The sequence below is a fragment of the Phycisphaerae bacterium genome, from assembly GCA_012729815.1.
In the GTDB taxonomy this organism is placed as follows: Bacteria; Planctomycetota; Phycisphaerae; order JAAYCJ01; family JAAYCJ01; genus JAAYCJ01.
This window is the reverse complement of sequence record JAAYCJ010000010.1, coordinates 1-15,989: the sequence shown is the minus strand read 5'-3', so window position 1 is coordinate 15,989 and position 15,989 is coordinate 1. Positions and strand designations below refer to the sequence as shown.

Below are 15,989 nucleotides of genomic sequence, written 5' to 3'. Positions count from 1 at the left end.
TCGATCCGCCGGTCGTTGCGGTCGGCGTGTCCGTCGATGCCCCACACCCACGCGTTCGGGTCGGCCGCCGACGGCGTCCGATGGGTCATCGCCACGAGATCCTCCGCCAGGACCTCGTACGCTCGGTCCTCACCGGCCGCCAGCACCCGAAACGTGTACATCCCAAAGGGCACGTCCTCAAACGTCGCCATGCAACGGCCGCTGCCGTCGGGGGTAATCATGAGTTCCTGAATCGGTTCGGACTCGGCTTCGTCGGCGTGGTTGCCGTGATTGATGAACAACGCCGCCTCGAGCGATTTGGCTGCGTCCATGCTTCCGCAAAACCGCAGGGGCATCGCGATCGTGTTATCATGATGCCACCGTCCCATCGGCCCGGGCGGCGGCAGTTCCACGCCGATCCGCTCGCGAAGCGGCAGCTCCGCCCGACGCGATTCGCCGGCTGCGGCGCTCACGTCGTCGATGAAGAAACTCCCGTCGCCCGTTCCGTAGTACCCGAACCGCACCGCCGCTGGGACCTCCGCCTTGAAATGGTCGAAACCGACCGTCGGGCCGATCTCGACCCCGTCCACGAAGGCCTGGTACGTCCCGCCGCGGATCGGGTTCGGAGACACCACGAGCTCCAACTCATACCAGCGGTCCGCCTCGATCGTCGGTGCATCTTCGCCAGCCGCTGCGATCCGACCCAGTTCGTTGACCACCGACGGCCGCTCCCCGATCGTGAAAACCAAATGCCCCTGCGCCCGGTTCCACGCCATCGCCTCCGGCCCCACCGACATCCGCAGCGTGCCCGCCCGCGCCTGCCCGCGCACCCGCGCGCAGATCACGATCGCGTCGTCCGGCCCCGCGGGCAGATCGAAACCGCGAACTCCCGCGTTGCCGTTGTAGCTGACCGCCATGTACGACGAGCCGGCATCGCGAGCAAGCTGCGGCTGGTGCGCAGCGGCAAAGCGCTCCGGGCCCCAGACCGCCCGCAGCGCCGCGGCGTCCGAATAGGATTCGAAATCGTCGGTCCACCCGCCGCCAGAGGCCAACCCGCTCAACGCGAGCACAACCGCCACCGCAATCAGTGAATGTCCGTTCATGCCGCTCCTGGCTCAAAGAATGGGTCGATGGTTCTAGGGGCCGCCGCCGCTGATCTGATCGAACGCCACCGTCACGTAGTAGTACCCGCTGTCCGGGCGGTTCACCAGGTCTAGCAGGGCCCGGCTGCGGTCATCGAACCACCGCACCCCGCCGTCGCCCCACAGGACGTTGATGCCGGTCTCATGCCAGTGGTTGGCGACGCTGGACCCCCACGACCAGAAACGGTCGGATACGATCGCCCGGTGGGCGTAGTCGATCAGCTTGAACGGCTTGCGGTGCCCCGCCGGCGGCTGGCCGAAATCCTCCGATGAACAGCTTCCGCCGTAATCGAGTCCGTCGGCGGCGTTGCCGCCGGGTTTGCCCGCCGCGGCTGGGCAGTGCAGGTGGTCCTTCCAATCGCCATCCAGGTACGGCTCCAGGATCCACGCCATCGAAGGGATGTAGTACGGCCAGCCATGCCAGCTTGCGTAAGTCGGCGTCAACCAGACCCGGTCCTGATGATCGTCCGCGTAGAGCCGCACCACCAAGGCGGTCTGATGAAGTCTCGCCTGGCACTGCGTGCGCATCGCCTGCCGTCGGGCCTCGCCGAGGGCGGGCAGGAGGATCGCCACCAGCACCGCGATGATCGCCACGACCACGAGCAGTTCGATGAGGGTGAAACACCGCCGCCTTGTGATGGTTCTGTTGTTCATGCCTCAGCCGCCTTAAGGTCCGCCACGCTGTGACGCTCGATCAGGTACGGGGCCAGTTGAAACTGCCGGACGGCGCCCTGCCGATCGCGGCCGCCGTCGCGCGTTCTGGCGACCCCCGCCACCACCATCTCGACGATCCGGCGGGCGTAGACCGCCACGTCGAACCCGATGCTCGTGATCCCGGGCAGGATCAGCTCGGCCACCGGCTGATTGTCGAACCCGACGATTGAAACGTCGCGGGGAACATTGAGATCGAATTCCTGCAACACCCGCACCGCATGGGCGGCGTGCCAATCGTTGTGGCAGAACCACGCGCTCGGCTGCGGGCGTCCCGAGGCGAGAAATTCCCGCAGCGGCTGTTCCGGATCGGCGTACGGGTCGGCGAGACAGAGAATCCACTCCTGGCGGACCTCCAAGCCGTGACGGGCCATCGCCTCGATGAATCCTGTGTGGCGGGTCGGCAGTAATGGGCGGTCCCGTTCGTTGGAGTTGGTGTTCAGAAGGCCGATGGTCCGGTGGCCGCGGGAAACCAGGTGGTCCACCGCCAGCTTCGCTCCGGCGTGGGTGTCGAGTTTGACGTGGTCGATCGGCAGCGGTTCGATCGCGTCGAACGCCAGCGCGCAGGGCAAACCGGCCAGCCGCTCGGCCAGGGCATCGTACTGCTGCCGAAAGCCCAGCGGCCCGACGATGGCGGCGTCGACTCGGAACTCCTTGAATCGGTCGATGGCCCACCGCTGGTGTTCGAGGCCGTCGTGGGCGATGATCAGGTTCAGATGGTAGCCGGCCTGGTGGAGCCCCTCCTGAATGCGGTGGATCAGCCCGGCCAGCCAGGGGTCCTCGGGCGTGTCGCGCAGGCACAGGCCGATCATGTCGGTCTTGCCGCGAAGCAGGGACCGGGCCATGTAGGCCGGGCGGTAGCCCATTCGCTGGGCGTAGTCGCGGATGGCTGCGGCCTTGTCCGCAGAGACGCCCTTGCGGTTGTTCAGGGCGTTGCTGACCGTCATGGGCGAAACCCCGAACTGGCGGCTGATGTCACTGATCGTTACCATAGTCGATTGCTGCGCAACTTTAACGTTAAATACGCCTCTAGTGTATCCCCCTTTGCAATTCATGTCAATGGGCATTTTGGCACCTCACGCCGGCAAAGGGGGCGGGCCGCGGCAGTTGTTGACAGGGCTGTCGACGGCGATATAATCGCGATAGTATCGGTACTAGGACCGAGGGACAGGCGTTGTCACTTGTAAGGAGCAGGCCTTGGCAGTGACCATTCAGCAGATCGCCGACGCGTGCGGGTTAGCCAAGAGCACGGTCAAGAACATCCTTTCGTCGCAGGGGGGGGCGTACTCGGAGCAGACCCGTCAGCGGGTGCTGGAGGCGGCCAAGCGGTGCGGGTACGAGCCGAGCCGGCTGGGGCGGCATTTCCGGAGCCGGCGACTCCCGGCGGTCGGGGTACTGGCGCCGGAGTTGACCGATCCATTCGCGGCGGAGCTGCTCGACGGTCTGACCAGGCGCCTTGCGGCGATGGACCTGGAGGTGATGGTGGGCCTGCCGCTGGACAGCTCAGCCGGCGCGACCGGCGAGCGTCTTCGGTCGTTTCTTTCGTGGCGGCTGGGCGGCTTGGTGATCGTCGGGTACGGTCCGGAAGCGATCGGGCGCGAAGACTTGGAGCGGGCCATGGGCTCGACGGCCGTGGTCACGGTGGCCGACGAGGCGTGGCCGTCGTGCTCCACCGTCCACGGCGACCGGCAAGCGGCGGCCCGGCTGGCCGTCGAACACCTTCAGACCCTGGGCCACCAGCGGATCGGTCTGCTGGCCGACGACAACGAGAAGACGCGGTTGGTCCGCGAAGAACTTGAACGGGTGGGGTCGGAACTGGGCGACCGCGATATCGTTGGGAAGGCCGACGCGGACGCCGATGGATGGTTTGATCTGGGCAAGCGGTTCGCCGTCGCGCCGGATCGACCGAGCGCGGTCTTCGCGTGGTCGCCGCCGGCGGCTGGGCGATTCGCCGCGGGCTTTCTGGCTGAAGGCGGACGGATTCCCGCGGACCTCTCAATCGTCGTCCACAGCCGCACGCGGACGGACGAGGCGGCGGGCTTGCCGCTGACCGCGGCGGGCGCGCCAGTCGACCGGCTGGCGGAGGCGACGGTGGACCTGTTGCAGCGGGCGATGGCCGCCCAGAAAGCGGATGGACCATTCGCCGAACAGGTCCGGGTCGAACCGGAACTGATCGTCCGGCGCAGCAGCGGCCGCTCGCCGGTCCAGGTGCCCGCCGAGCCGCCGACCGCGCGGCCGGAGCCGAGAACGGAGAAGATTCGAAGCCTCCTCGCCGCCCAGTGGACCGATAAGCAGCGCAAGCGCGAATAGCCGGCCAGACGGCCGCCGATCCACCCGCCAGAAACCTCGCGGCATCGAAACCCGATGCCGCTGTAAGGCTTGCGTTCCGCCAGCGGATAGGCCCTTGACAACGGGACTGAATTCGGTATTAATTGGGACGTATACACCTGGGGGGTGCAACCACGCGCAAAGGCCAGGGCCGCCCGATTGCGGGCTTGCGCCGTGCGTGCCGACGCCGCCGATCGAAGGAACAAGGAAAGGGAGGGCCGATCATGTCAGGTGAAAGCAAAGTCACGACCGATCACGATGCGATCCGCCGATGGGCTGAGGAGCGGGGTGGTCAGCCCGCCACCGTTCAAGGCACCGCGGGCGATCAGGAGCAGGCGGGCATTTTGCGGATTGACTTTCCCGGCTACGAGGGAGCCGAGTCGCTGGAGCCGATCGCGTGGGACGAGTTTTTCGAGCAGTTCGAGGAGTCGGACCTGGCGTTCGTCTATCAGGACGAGACCAGTTCGGGCGAGATGAGCCGCTTCTGCAAGTTCGTGGACCGGACGGCGGTTGACGTCTAGCCGACTGCGGGCGCGTCAGGTAAAAACGGCCGAAATCGAGCACCGTCAATTCACGGAAGGGAGACCGGACCATGGCCAACCAGGAGATGATCGACAATTTGAGTTCGCTGGCACAGGTCGATATCGACGCGGTGCACGCGTACGACCAGGCGATCGACCAGATTGACGCGGACGACGAACAGATCCGCGAGAAACTGATCGAGTACCGCCAGGACCACCAGCGGCACGTGGCCGAACTGGCCAGCGAGATTCGCGATTTGGGCGGCACGCCGCCCGAGTACTCTCGCGACTTCAAGGGATTCCTGATCGAGGGCTTTACCGCCCTGCGGAGCCTGACCGGGACGGAAGGGGCGCTGAAGGCGATGAAGTCGAACGAGGGGTTGACCAACCGCCGTTACGACGAGGCGCGGACCTGGCACCTGACCGGTTCGGCCAAGGGCGTGGTCGAGCGCGGTTTTCAGGACGAGCAGGCTCACCTGCAGTTCATCGAGGAAACGCTGCACGCCCGCGTGGGTTGATTTGGGGCACATGCGCGGCCGGGAAGGTTGAAGGCCGATGAGGATCGGGTATCCGTGCATTAATCGCCGTATCGGCTGCACCCCCAACTCGACCTTCCGGCTCGCCAACTACAGTCCGCAGCGGCTGGTCGAGACGATCCGTGGGAACCTCGAATGCCTCCAGCGGACGCTGGCATTCAACGCGGAACACGGAGTGCTTTTTTTTCGGATCGGTTCGAGCCTCGTGCCGTTCGCCTCGCATCCGGTCTGCGACTATGACTGGGCCGATCACTTTCGCAGCGAGTTCAGCCGGATCGGGCGATTCGCGGGCGACCACGGCATGCGCCTCTCGATGCACCCGGACCAGTTCGTGCTGATCAACGCTCTCGATCCAGACATCATCGCGCGCAGCGCGGCCGAACTGGTCTATCACGCCCAAGTTCTGGACCTGATGGAACTGGATCGCGCAGCCCGGGTGCAGATTCACATCGGCGGGGCGTATGGCGATAGGCCCGCGGCTCTGGATCGCTTCTGCGAGAACTACCAACGTCTGTCCGAGCCGGTGCGCCGCCGGTTGGCGATTGAAAACGACGAGCGCCTGTTCGGTTTGAGCGACTGTCTGACGGTGCACCGGCGGACCGGCGTGCCGATCGTCTTCGACCGCTTTCATCACGAGTGCCTCAACGCGGGCGAGTCGGTCCGCGAGGCGTTGCGTCTGGCGGCGGCGACATGGCAGGCCGAAGACGGGCCGCTGATGGTCGACTACAGCACCCAGGCGGCGGGCCAGCGGGCGGGCCGCCACAGCGAACACCTCGACCCGGAGGCGTTTGAAGCGTTTCTGGCTGAGGCGGTCGAGGTCGATCCGGATGTCATGCTGGAGATCAAGGACAAGGAGGCCAGCGCGATCGAGGCCGTGGCGGTGCTGAAGGCGCTGGAGGCCTGAACCAACGGCTGCATGTGGAAAGGACACGCCATGAACGACAAGCCGTCGCCGAAGCTCTCGCAGAAGGGGGATGGGCCGCTGCCGGTGTGGGTTTATCCGCTGGTGACGATCACGTTGTGGGTGGTGGGCATCTGGCTGTTCCTGCATTTCTTTTCCGCAGCCAGGATCGTGCTGTTGGGGGTGCTGGCGGGGGGCGCGTTGGCGGCGGCGGTCTGGCCGCTGGCGCGGCGGGTGCCCGGGCCGCGTTGGCTGGGCGGGATCGCGGCGGTGCTGGCGCCGGTGCTGATCGCGCTGGGGTTGATTGCCCTGGTCGGCTGGCTGCTGGGCAGCCGGCTTCAGGACGAGATGGGGCAGTGGCCGGCGTTGCGGGACGGCTTCAACACGCTGCTGGACCGGGTCAACAGCTACCTGGGGCTGCGTGACCGGATCACCATCGAGACGGTCTGGACGAACGTGCGTTCGTTCTTCAACGTGTCGGATCTGGTTTCGACGGCGACGGGTTTTGCTTCAGGTCTGCTGCTGGCGGCGGTGCTGCTGGTGTTTGGGGCGATCTATCTGCTGGCTGAGGATCCGCAGCGGCTGATCGCCCCGGTCGTTTCTCTGTTCCGGCCGCGGCGTCGCGAGCAGATCCGCGGGGCCCTGGGGGATCTGGCGCCCAAGCTTCGCTGGTGACTGATCGGCACGCTGGTCAGCATGGCCATCGTCGCCGCGGTTTCATGGATTGGTTTTCTGCTGATCGGTCTGCCGCTGGCACTGTCGCTGGCGTTGCTGGCCGGTTTCTCGGAGATTGTTCCGACGATCGGGCCGGCGGTGGCGTTTTTGATCGCGTTCCTGTTCGCCCTCTCGCAAGGGACCTACTACGCGGTCGGCGTGGCGGTCATCTACGCGGTGAACCAGCTCATCGAGTCGTACGTGTTGCCGCCGATCGTCATGAAGAAGGCGGTCAAGGTGCCGCCGATCGTGACGCTTTTCACCGTGGTGCTCTGGAGCAAGGTGTTCGGGATCCTCGGGCTGCTGCTGGCGTTGCCGATCGACCTGACGATCTGGAGCTTCTTCAAGCACCTGCTCGTCAAGGATGACCGCGAGTGAGTCCCGGTCGGCGTCAGTGGGTTCCGATGCCGAAGTAGGTGAAGCCGGAGTCCTTGAGCTGGCGAGCGTTGTAGATGTTTCGGCCGTCGAAGACGACGCGGCGGCGCATCAGTTGGCCCATTTTCCGGTAGTCCGGGTTGCGGTAGACGTTCCAGTCGGTGGCCAGGCACAGGGCGTCGGCGCCGTCGAGTCCCTCGTACATCTCGCCGCAGTACCGGACGCGGTCGCCGAAGATTTCGCGCAGGTTGCCCAGGGCCTGGGGGTCATGGACCCGCACGCCTCCGGAGCGCGAGAGGATATCGTCGATAAGCCGCAGGGCCGGGGATTCGCGCAGGTCGTCGGTGCGGGGTTTGAAGGCGGCGCCCCAGACCGCGAAGTTCAGGTCGCGCAGGTCTTCGCCGAAGTAGTCGACGATTTTCTTCTGGAGCGTCTGTTTCTGGCGGCTGTTGACCTCTTTGACCGCCTTGAGGAGTTGGGCGGGATAGCCGACGCGGTCGCTCATGTGGATCAGGGCCGAGACGTCCTTGGGAAAGCACGACCCGCCGTACCCGAGGCCGGGATAGAGGAACTGGTAGCCAATGCGCGAGTCGCTGCAGATTCCGCGGCGGACGTCGTTGACGTCGGCGCCGAAGAGGTCGCAGAGGTTGGCGACCTCGTTGATGAACGATATCTTGGTGCTGAGCATGGCGTTGGCGGCGTACTTGGCCATTTCGGCGCTGGTCGGATCCATGACGATAAGCGGGCGGCCGTTGCGGACGAACGGCGAGTAGAGTTGGGCCATCACCTCGGCTGCGTGCGGGCTGTCGGTCCCGATGATCACGCGATCCGGCCGCAGAAAGTCGTCGACGGCACAGCCTTCCTTGAGGAACTCGGGATTGCTGACCAGGTCGAACGGCACGGCGGTCAGCTCGGCCAGTTCCGGCTGCAGGCGGCGGTTGGTTCCCACCGGGACCGTGCTTTTGATGACCACGATTCGGTGCTCCGGCATGGCCCTGGCCACGTCGGCGGCGACCGCCTCGAGGGCGGCGGTGTCGGCTTCGCCGTCGTGGCGCGGCGGCGTGCCGACGGTGATGAAGACGACCGGCGATCGGCGCACCGCGTCGGCCAGATCGCTGGTGAAGCTCAAGCGTCCGGCGGCGAGGTTTTGTTCGAGCATCTCCTGGAGCCCCACTTCGTAGATCGGCAGCTCGGCGCGGCGGAGCCTCGCGATCTTCTGCTCATCAACGTCCACGCCGATCACCCGATTGCCCGCCTCGGCGAAACAGATTCCCGCAGCCAGGCCCACGTATCCGGTTCCCACCACGGCCATATCCATCTCGTCTCCCCCTTTCCTCGCCGATCGCGGCGCACGGGGCGCAGCATCTCGACAAGAGACCAATGTTGATGCTAATGTGTACACCCCCAGCGGTTTGTATCCTACGTCGGAAGGCGCCGCCGTGCAAGCGTTTTTCGGATCAGCCGCCGGTGCGACATTCTCCAAATCGACAGCGCGTTGAGGGCCAACCGATTGTGCCCGATAGGCCTGCTCCACCTGTGTCTGCAGGATTAATGTCTTGACAAAACATGATGCACCACCTATACTTTGTGCACGTTTGCGGGCCGTAGAAGGCGGGGACAACGGGGGAATCCAATGGCTTCCATGCACCAGCGCTCATTCGGGCGCGTCGGATCGGCGTCGTTGAGGCGACAAGGACGAGTCGCGCCGCCCGTGTCGGGAGTCGGCGCGGGTTGCAGACACGCAGGGGGTATCCATCCATGGCGAAAACGGTTCTGATCACCGGCGGGGCTGGGTTTATCGGTTCGCACGTGGCGGTCGCGCTGCTGAAGCGCGGGTATCGGGTTGTGGTGCTGGACAATCTCTCGCCGCAAGTGCATGGGCCGCAGGGCCAGCGGCCCGGATATCTGCATCCCGAGGTGGAACTGGCGGTCGGCGACGTTCGCGATCCGGCGGCGGTCGGCGCGGCGCTCAAGCGGGCCGACGCGGTCGTCCACCTCGCGGCGGCGGTCGGCGTGGGCCAGAGCATGTACCAGGTCGCCCACTACACCAGCACGAACAACATGGGCACGGCTGTGCTGCTGGAGGCTCTGATCGAGAATCCGGTGGAGCGGCTGGTGGTGGCGTCGAGCATGAGCCTGTATGGTGAAGGGCTCTACCAAGCCTCCGACGGCCGCCTGGCGGCCGGCGCGGTGCGCAAGCTCGATCAGCTTCGCCGGGGCGAGTGGGAGCTGCGGGACGAGCGCGGCGAGCCGCTGACACCGGTGCCGACGCCCGAGAGCAAGCCGCCGGTGCTGGTGTCGGTCTACGCCCTTTCGAAATACGATCAGGAGCGGCTGTGCCTGATGATCGGCGAGGCCTACAACATTCCGACGGTGGCCCTTCGGTTTTTCAATGTCTATGGGCCCAATCAGGCTCTGTCGAACCCGTACACCGGGGTGATGGCCATTTTCGCCTCGCGGCTGCTGAACGACAAACCGCCGTTGATTTTTGAGGACGGCCGGCAGCGGCGGGACTTCGTTTCGGTCCACGACGTGGCCAGCGCCTGCGCGCTGGCCCTGGAGTCCGAGAAGGCGGCCGGGTGCGTGCTGAACATCGGCAGCGGCCGGCACGCCACGGTGCTGGAGATCGCCGAGGAACTGATCCGCATCATGGGCAAGGCCCACCTGGCTCCGCAGGTCAACGGCCGCTACCGCGTCGGCGACATCCGCCACTGTTTCGCCGACATCGGCGCGGCGGAGCGGATTCTGGGATATCGCCCGCAGGTCGCCCTGGCCGACGGATTGTCGGAGCTGGTAGAATCGCTGGAGGGCCAGGCGGCCCAGGACCGCGTCGAGCAGGCCAGCGGAGAACTGGAAAGACGAGGGTTGACGATATGAACGACTCGAACGGCAATCGGGCGGGTCCGCCGGACCAATCGGCGGCCGCGATCGCCGCCTCGTCCGCGACGGTCGGCGTACTGGAGTGGTTTCATCCCGGCGAGTACCAGCGGGTCGAAGAGGCCCTGGCGGACCTGAAGGCGTTGGGCGTTACGGAGCTGCGCACCGGGATTTCGTGGCACGACTACACGCGGGACGACGGCGAGGCGTGGTACGACTGGATGGTCTGCCGGTTGGTCCGCCAAGTCCGCGTTCTGCCGTGCTTCTGTTACACGCCGGTCGAGCTTGGGCTTCAGCCGAAGACCTCGTCGCCGCCGCGCGACCCGAAGGCGTTCGCTGATTTCGTCGACGTGATGATCACCAAGTACGGCAAGCACTTCGAGTGGGTCGAGCTGTGGAACGAGCCGAACAACATCAGCGAGTGGGACTGGACGCTCGACGACCGGTGGCTGATCTTCGGGCAGACGATCGGCGGGGCCGCCTATTGGGCGCGGCATCTGGGCCGCAAGACGGTGTTGGGCGGGATGAGTCCGGTCGATCCGGGATGGCTGGGGCTGATGTTTGACCGCGGCGTGATGGATCACATCGACGTGGTGGGCATTCACGGCTTTCCGGGCACGTGGGAGTTTGACTGGTCCGACTGGTCCGAGCCGGTCGAGAAGGTCAACCGCGTCCTGCGGGAGCACGGGTGCAGAGCCGAGGTCTGGATCACCGAGGCCGGCTACTCCACGTGGCGGCACGACCACCACGGGCAGATTCGGGCGTTTCTGAATGCGGTCCGGGCGCCGGTGCAGCGGGTGTACTGGTACTCGCTTCGCGACCTGGATCCGAGCCTGCCCACCGTCGAGGGGTTTCACAGCGACGACCGCGAGTACCACTTCGGCATGAAGCGGGCCGGCAACCAGCCGAAGCTGCTGCACCGGGTCTGGTGCGGCGGCGGCGTGGAGGGCGTGAGCCGGATCGGCGGCCTGCACGGCGTCAACGGGCGCCGCCGGGCGGCGGAGGAGCGCCCGGTCAGCCTCATCACCGGCGGGTCGGGATTCATCGGTTCCAATCTGGCCGACCGGCTGGCCCGTGCGGGCAAGCGCGTGCTGGTCTACGACAACCTGTCGCGCGAGGGCGTCGAGCGGAACTGGGCGTGGCTCAAGGAGACCCACGGCGACCGGGTGGAAATCCACATCGAGGACGTCCGCAACCGCTATGCGCTGCGCGAGGCGGTCCGGCGGGCCGACGAGGTGTTCCACTTCGCCGCCCAGGTCGCGGTGACCACCAGCCTGTGCGACGTCGACGAGGATTTCGAGATCAACGTCCGCGGGACGCTGAACCTGCTGGAGGAAGCCCGGGCGGCGAAGGATCCGCCTCCGATCCTCATGACCTCGACCAACAAGGTGTACGGCGACCTGGGCAACCTGGAGCTCCGCGCCAACGGTTCGCGTTACGAGCCGGTCGACCCGGAGGTCCGGCGGCACGGGGTGAGCGAGGAGCAGCGGCTGGATTTCCACAGCCCGTACGGCTGCTCGAAGGGGTCGGCCGATCAGTACATTCTCGATTACGCCCGGTCGTTCGGCCTGAAGACCGCGGTGTTCCGCATGAGCTGCATCTACGGGCCGCACCAGTTCGGCACCGAGGACCAGGGCTGGGTGGCGCACTTTCTGATCCAGGCGATTCGCGGCGAGCCGATCACCATCTACGGCGACGGCATGCAGGTCCGGGACGTGCTGTTCGTCGAGGACCTGGTGGACGCGTTCCTGCTGGCCCGCCACCGGATCGACCGGCTGGCCGGTCAGGCGTTCAATATCGGCGGCGGAGTCGCCAACACGGTCAGCCTGCTCGAACTGATCGCGATGATCGGGCAACTGCACGGGGAGGAACCGGCGGTCTTCTACGAGGACTGGCGGACCGGCGATCAGCGGTACTACGTCTCGGACGTCGCCCGGTTTGCCTCGGCGGCCGGCTGGAAACCGCGGGTCGGCGTCCGCGCCGGAGTCGGGCAGTTGCATCAGTGGCTGCGCGAGAACTACGAGGTCTCGTGGCCGATGGCCACGTCGGCCGGCGAACGAAAGGTCAGGGTGACGATATGATCATGACGTCCAGGCAAGCGTCCGAGTCCGTCCACACCCGCACCACGATGGCGGCGGCCGTCATCACCGAACCGAAGAAGATGCGGATCGAGGAGGTGCCGATCCCGCAGCCGGGGTTCGGGCAGGTCCGCATCCGTCTGGAGGGATGCGGGGTCTGCGGGTCGAACGTTCCGCCGTGGGACGGCCGGCCGTGGTTCGAGTATCCCATGACGCCCGGGGCGTTGGGGCATGAGGGCTGGGGCGTGGTCGACGCGCTGGGATCGGACGTCGAGGACGTGGTCGAGGGCCAGCGGGTGACCGCCATCACCTACAACGCCTATGCGCCATACGACGTGGCCGACGCCAGAGGCGTCGTGATGATTCCGGATTCGCTGGCCGGCGTGCCGTTTCCCGGCGAACCGCTCGGCTGCGCGATGAACATTTTCCGCCGCTGCGACGTTCATCCGGGGCAGACGGTGGCGATCGTGGGGATCGGGTTTCTCGGGGCGCTGCTGACGCAGCTGGTCTCCAAGGCCGGCGCCACCGTGGTTGCGATCAGCCGTCGTCCGTTCTCGCGGGAGGTGGCCCGCAAGGCCGGCGCCGCGGAGACCATCGAACTGACCGACGAGGCGGGTCCGATCGTCGAGAAGGTCAAGGCGTTGACGGGCGGGCGGCTTTGCGAGCGCGTGATCGAGGCGGTGGGCAGGCAGCAGCCGCTTGAGCTTTGCGGCGAACTGGCCGCTGAGCGGGGCATGCTCATCATCGCCGGGTATCATCAGGACGGCCTGCGGCAGATCAACATGCAGCTTTGGAACTGGCGCGGCCTGGACGTGATCAACGCCCACGAGCGCGACCAGAACGTGTACATCAGCGGGATGAGGGAGGCCGTCGAAGCCGTCGAGCAGGGGCGGATCGATCCGGGCGGGTTGCTGACCCACTCACTGCCGCTGGAGCAGCTCGGGGAGGCGCTGAGCATGACCCGCGACCGGCCCGACGGGTTCCTCAAGGCAATCGTGACCATGGAGTAGAATATCCGTCCGAGGGGGGCGTGTGGTCGAGGCGGTCCGGCATGCCGACGCCGGACGGTCGTCGGCGCACCGAGATGATGAACGTACTGATGACGACCGACAACGTCGGCGGGGTATGGACCTACGCGATGGAGTTGTGCGCCGCGTTGGCCCGTCACCAGGTGCGTGTGCATCTGGCGAGCATGGGGACCGCGCTGAGCCCCGCCCAGCGGCGCGACGCCGCAGCGTTGGAGAACGTCACCATCCACGAAAGCGCGTTCAAGCTGGAGTGGATGGACGATCCGTGGGACGACGTGGACCGCGCGGGCCGGTGGCTGCTGGCGATCGAGCGGGAGGTCGGGCCGGACGTAGTTCACGTCAACGGCTACGCCCATGCCGCCCTCGGTTTTTCCGCGCCGGTGCTGGCGGTCGGCCATTCGTGCGTGCTGTCGTGGTGGTCGGCGGTTCGCGGGGAAAACGCGCCGGACACGTGGAACACCTATCGCCGGCGGGTTCGCGAGGGGCTGGAACGGGCTGATGTGGTGGTCAGCCCGACGCGGGCGATGCTGCGGGCTTTGGAGCGCTACTACGGGCCGTTTCGCGACGGCCGGATCGTACCCAACGGGCGCGGCGCCGGCCTCTTTGCACCCAGCGGCAAGGAGCCGTTCGTCTTTGCCGCCGGACGGGTCTGGGACGAGGCCAAGAACATCGCCACGCTGGAACGGGTCGCGCCGGAGTTGGACTGGCCGGTGATCGTCGCGGGCGAGGCGCGGCATCCGGATACGAATCGGGCGGCGGCATTGAGGCATCTGCAACTGGTGGGCAATCTGGACCAGCCGACTCTGGCGTCGTGGCTGGGCCGGGCGTCGATCTACGCGTTGCCCGCCCGCTACGAGCCGTTCGGCTTATCGATTCTGGAGGCGGCGCTATCCGGCTGCGCGCTGGTGCTCGGGGACATCGAGAGTCTTCGCGAGAACTGGAGCAACGCTGCGATCTTTGTTCCGCCCGATGAACCGCTGGCGATTGCCCGCGCCATTCGGTCGCTGATCGAGAACGACGCCCTGCGGACGGGCCTGGCTGGTCGGGCCCGGCAGCGGGCGCGGGATTTTGCGCCGGAGGCGATGGCTCACGGTTACCTGGATATCTACCGCCGGCTTGCTCCGACCTCCCAGCCGCTGGAGGCGGGCGTTGCCAGGGGACTATCGGGCAGTTTGAAGGAGAATTACGATGCACCTGAAGGATAGGGTCGCGTTGGTCACCGGGGCTGGGTCGGGCATCGGCGAGGCGTCGGCCAAGCTGCTGGCGTCGCACGGGGCGCGGGTGGGCGTGCTGTCGCGGACGGCGGAGGAGGTCCGCGAGGTCGCCGAGCGGATCAAGAACGACGGCGGCGAGGCGGTCGCGTTGACCGCGGACATCTCCAAGCCGCCGCAGATCAAGAAGGCGATCGATAGGCTCGCCGACCGCTGGGGCCGGCTGGACATCGTCTTCGCCAACGCGGGCATCAACGGGGTCTGGGCCCCGATCGAGGAGCTGGAGCCCGACGAGTGGGACAAGACCCTCGAGGTCAACCTCAAGGGCACGTTCCTGACCGTCAAGTACGCCACGCCGTATCTGAAGCGCAACGGCGGGTCGGTCATCATCACTTCGTCGGTCAACGGCAATCGGATCTTTTCGAACACCGGAGCCACCGCCTACTCGTGCTCGAAGGCCGGGCAGGTGGCGTTCACCCAGATGATCGCTTTGGAGTTGGCCAAACACCGCGTTCGGGTCAACGCGATCTGTCCCGGCGCGATCAAGACGGAAATCTCGGAGAGCACCCAGCACCGGGACCTGGAGCACCTCGGCACGCCGGTGGAGTTTCCCGAGGGCCGGATTCCGCTGACCAGAGGCGAGCCGGGCACCTCGGAGCAGGTCGCCGAGCTGGTCGCGTTCCTGGCCTCCGACCAATCAGACCATATCAGCGGCGCCGTGATCTATATCGACGGGGCCGAGTCGCTGCTGCAAGGATAGGAAGACGCCGCATGAACATCGTGATGTTCTACCACTCGCTGATTTCGGACTGGAATCACGGCAACGCCCACTTCCTCCGCGGGGTGGCCTCGGAGCTGCTGGCCCGCGGCCACGACGTGCGGATTTACGAGCCGCTGGACTCCTGGAGCGTCGAGAACCTCGTGCGCGAGCGCGGGCCGGCGGCGCTGACGGCCTACCGCGGCGCCTATCCGCAGTTGGCCAGTTTTCGCTACAACAAGAAGCGGCTCGACCTGAACCGCGTTCTGGAGGACGCCGACCTGGTGATCGTCCACGAGTGGAACGACCACGATCTGGTGGCCGCCATTGGGTCGCACCGGCGGCAGCGCCGTCGGTTCAAGCTGCTCTTTCACGACACGCACCACCGCTGCGTCAGCGACCGCGATGCGATGGCCCGCTACGATCTGCGGTTCTACGACGGCGTGCTGGCATTCGGCGAGGTCATCCGCCGGATCTACCTGGGCGAGGGATGGACGCGGCGGGCCTGGACGTGGCACGAAGCCGCCGACGTCCGCGTATTCCGCCCGCTGGAACACACGGACAAGGAGGGCGACCTGGTGTGGATCGGCAACTGGGGCGACGAGGAGCGCTCAGCGGAGTTGGTCGAGTTCCTGGTCGAGCCGGTCCGCCGCCTGGGTCTGCGGGCCCGCGTCTATGGGGTCCGGTATCCGGCGCAGGCGATCCGGACGCTTCGGGACTCCGGCATCGAGTACGGCGGGTGGCTGGCCAACTATCGGGTGCCCGCGGTCTTCTCGCGGTTTCGGTTGACCGTGCACGTGCCGCGGCGGCCATACGCCCGCTCGCTGCCGG

At 66.5% G+C, this 15,989-nt stretch carries 16 protein-coding genes; 12 read left to right on the top strand and 4 right to left on the bottom strand.

The window, feature by feature from the left end; translation table 11 throughout:
• From GXY33_00670 to GXY33_00660, 3 genes are all read right to left on the bottom strand, one after another.
• On the bottom strand, window positions 1-1,082 hold a 1,082-nt coding region (locus GXY33_00670; GenBank protein NLX03635.1), incomplete at its 3' end, for a hypothetical protein.
• Window positions 1,083-1,115: 33 nt separating this feature from the next.
• On the bottom strand, window positions 1,116-1,775 hold the full coding sequence (locus GXY33_00665; GenBank protein NLX03634.1) for a prepilin-type N-terminal cleavage/methylation domain-containing protein: 660 nt from the start codon (window positions 1,773-1,775) through the stop codon (window positions 1,116-1,118).
• A complete protein-coding gene (locus tag GXY33_00660) occupies window positions 1,772-2,824 on the bottom strand; it encodes a LacI family transcriptional regulator (GenBank protein NLX03633.1) in 1,053 nt (350 codons plus the stop codon). The genes GXY33_00665 and GXY33_00660 overlap by 4 nt, the downstream gene beginning before the upstream one ends.
• 205 nt (window positions 2,825-3,029) lie before the next feature.
• Here GXY33_00660 and GXY33_00655 point away from each other — a divergent pair, with 205 nt between their 5' ends.
• The 6 genes from GXY33_00655 (at window position 3,030) to GXY33_00630 (ending at window position 7,210) form a co-directional block, all read left to right on the top strand.
• Window positions 3,030-4,142, top strand: coding sequence for a LacI family transcriptional regulator (locus tag GXY33_00655; protein NLX03632.1), 1,113 nt, complete (start codon window positions 3,030-3,032; stop codon window positions 4,140-4,142).
• A 242-nt stretch (window positions 4,143-4,384) separates the two neighbouring features.
• A complete protein-coding gene (locus tag GXY33_00650; GenBank protein NLX03631.1) occupies window positions 4,385-4,681 on the top strand; it encodes a hypothetical protein in 297 nt (98 codons plus the stop codon).
• A gap of 71 nt (window positions 4,682-4,752) precedes the next feature.
• A complete protein-coding gene (locus GXY33_00645; protein ID NLX03630.1) occupies window positions 4,753-5,199 on the top strand; it encodes a DUF2383 domain-containing protein in 447 nt (148 codons plus the stop codon).
• A gap of 37 nt (window positions 5,200-5,236) precedes the next feature.
• Complete coding sequence (gene uvsE, locus GXY33_00640) at window positions 5,237-6,121, top strand: UV DNA damage repair endonuclease UvsE (GenBank protein ID NLX03629.1); 885 nt, start codon at window positions 5,237-5,239, stop codon at window positions 6,119-6,121.
• A 30-nt stretch (window positions 6,122-6,151) separates the two neighbouring features.
• Window positions 6,152-6,793, top strand: coding sequence for a hypothetical protein (locus tag GXY33_00635; protein ID NLX03628.1), 642 nt, complete (start codon window positions 6,152-6,154; stop codon window positions 6,791-6,793).
• Window positions 6,794-6,814: 21 nt separating this feature from the next.
• The gene (locus GXY33_00630; GenBank protein ID NLX03627.1) at window positions 6,815-7,210 is read left to right on the top strand and encodes an AI-2E family transporter; all 396 of its coding nucleotides are present in this window, start codon (window positions 6,815-6,817) and stop codon (window positions 7,208-7,210) included.
• Between the two features lie 13 nt (window positions 7,211-7,223).
• Here the strand turns inward: GXY33_00630 and GXY33_00625 are convergent, their stop codons facing one another.
• Window positions 7,224-8,525: a UDP-glucose/GDP-mannose dehydrogenase family protein gene (locus tag GXY33_00625; protein NLX03626.1), complete on the bottom strand. Its 1,302-nt coding sequence runs from the start codon at window positions 8,523-8,525 to the stop codon at window positions 7,224-7,226.
• Between the two features lie 440 nt (window positions 8,526-8,965).
• On the opposite strand from GXY33_00625, the gene GXY33_00620 reads away from it, so the two are divergent.
• From GXY33_00620 to GXY33_00595, 6 genes are all read left to right on the top strand, one after another.
• The gene (locus GXY33_00620; protein ID NLX03625.1) at window positions 8,966-10,084 is read left to right on the top strand and encodes an SDR family NAD(P)-dependent oxidoreductase; all 1,119 of its coding nucleotides are present in this window, start codon (window positions 8,966-8,968) and stop codon (window positions 10,082-10,084) included.
• A complete protein-coding gene (locus GXY33_00615; protein NLX03624.1) occupies window positions 10,081-12,165 on the top strand; it encodes an NAD-dependent epimerase/dehydratase family protein in 2,085 nt (694 codons plus the stop codon). Before GXY33_00620 ends, GXY33_00615 begins: the two co-directional genes overlap by 4 nt.
• Window positions 12,162-13,172, top strand: coding sequence for a zinc-binding dehydrogenase (locus tag GXY33_00610; protein NLX03623.1), 1,011 nt, complete (start codon window positions 12,162-12,164; stop codon window positions 13,170-13,172). Before GXY33_00615 ends, GXY33_00610 begins: the two co-directional genes overlap by 4 nt.
• Before the next feature lie 89 nt (window positions 13,173-13,261).
• A complete protein-coding gene (locus GXY33_00605) occupies window positions 13,262-14,395 on the top strand; it encodes a glycosyltransferase family 4 protein (protein ID NLX03622.1) in 1,134 nt (377 codons plus the stop codon).
• On the top strand, window positions 14,379-15,161 hold the full coding sequence (locus tag GXY33_00600; protein NLX03621.1) for an SDR family oxidoreductase: 783 nt from the start codon (window positions 14,379-14,381) through the stop codon (window positions 15,159-15,161). The genes GXY33_00605 and GXY33_00600 overlap by 17 nt, the downstream gene beginning before the upstream one ends.
• Window positions 15,162-15,172: 11 nt before the next feature.
• Window positions 15,173-15,989: glycosyltransferase (locus GXY33_00595; GenBank protein ID NLX03620.1), on the top strand; the 817-nt coding region annotated here is incomplete at its 3' end.

Bases quoted from the DNA above. Each gene is read 5' to 3' on its own strand.
- GXY33_00620 (NLX03625.1), top strand. From the start codon at position 8,966: ATGGCGAAAACGGTTCTGATCACCGGCGGGGCTGGGTTTATCGGTTCG.
- GXY33_00650 (NLX03631.1), top strand. From the start codon at position 4,385: ATGTCAGGTGAAAGCAAAGTCACGACCGATCACGATGCGATCCGCCGA.
- GXY33_00615 (NLX03624.1), top strand. From the start codon at position 10,081: ATGAACGACTCGAACGGCAATCGGGCGGGTCCGCCGGACCAATCGGCG.
- GXY33_00630 (NLX03627.1), top strand. From the start codon at position 6,815: ATGGCCATCGTCGCCGCGGTTTCATGGATTGGTTTTCTGCTGATCGGT.
- GXY33_00600 (NLX03621.1), top strand. From the start codon at position 14,379: ATGCACCTGAAGGATAGGGTCGCGTTGGTCACCGGGGCTGGGTCGGGC.
- GXY33_00665 (NLX03634.1), bottom strand. From the start codon at position 1,775: ATGAACAACAGAACCATCACAAGGCGGCGGTGTTTCACCCTCATCGAA.
- GXY33_00660 (NLX03633.1), bottom strand. From the start codon at position 2,824: ATGGTAACGATCAGTGACATCAGCCGCCAGTTCGGGGTTTCGCCCATG.
- GXY33_00605 (NLX03622.1), top strand. From the start codon at position 13,262: ATGACGACCGACAACGTCGGCGGGGTATGGACCTACGCGATGGAGTTG.
- GXY33_00625 (NLX03626.1), bottom strand. From the start codon at position 8,525: ATGGATATGGCCGTGGTGGGAACCGGATACGTGGGCCTGGCTGCGGGA.
- GXY33_00610 (NLX03623.1), top strand. From the start codon at position 12,162: ATGATCATGACGTCCAGGCAAGCGTCCGAGTCCGTCCACACCCGCACC.
- GXY33_00645 (NLX03630.1), top strand. From the start codon at position 4,753: ATGGCCAACCAGGAGATGATCGACAATTTGAGTTCGCTGGCACAGGTC.
- uvsE (NLX03629.1), top strand. From the start codon at position 5,237: ATGAGGATCGGGTATCCGTGCATTAATCGCCGTATCGGCTGCACCCCC.
- GXY33_00635 (NLX03628.1), top strand. From the start codon at position 6,152: ATGAACGACAAGCCGTCGCCGAAGCTCTCGCAGAAGGGGGATGGGCCG.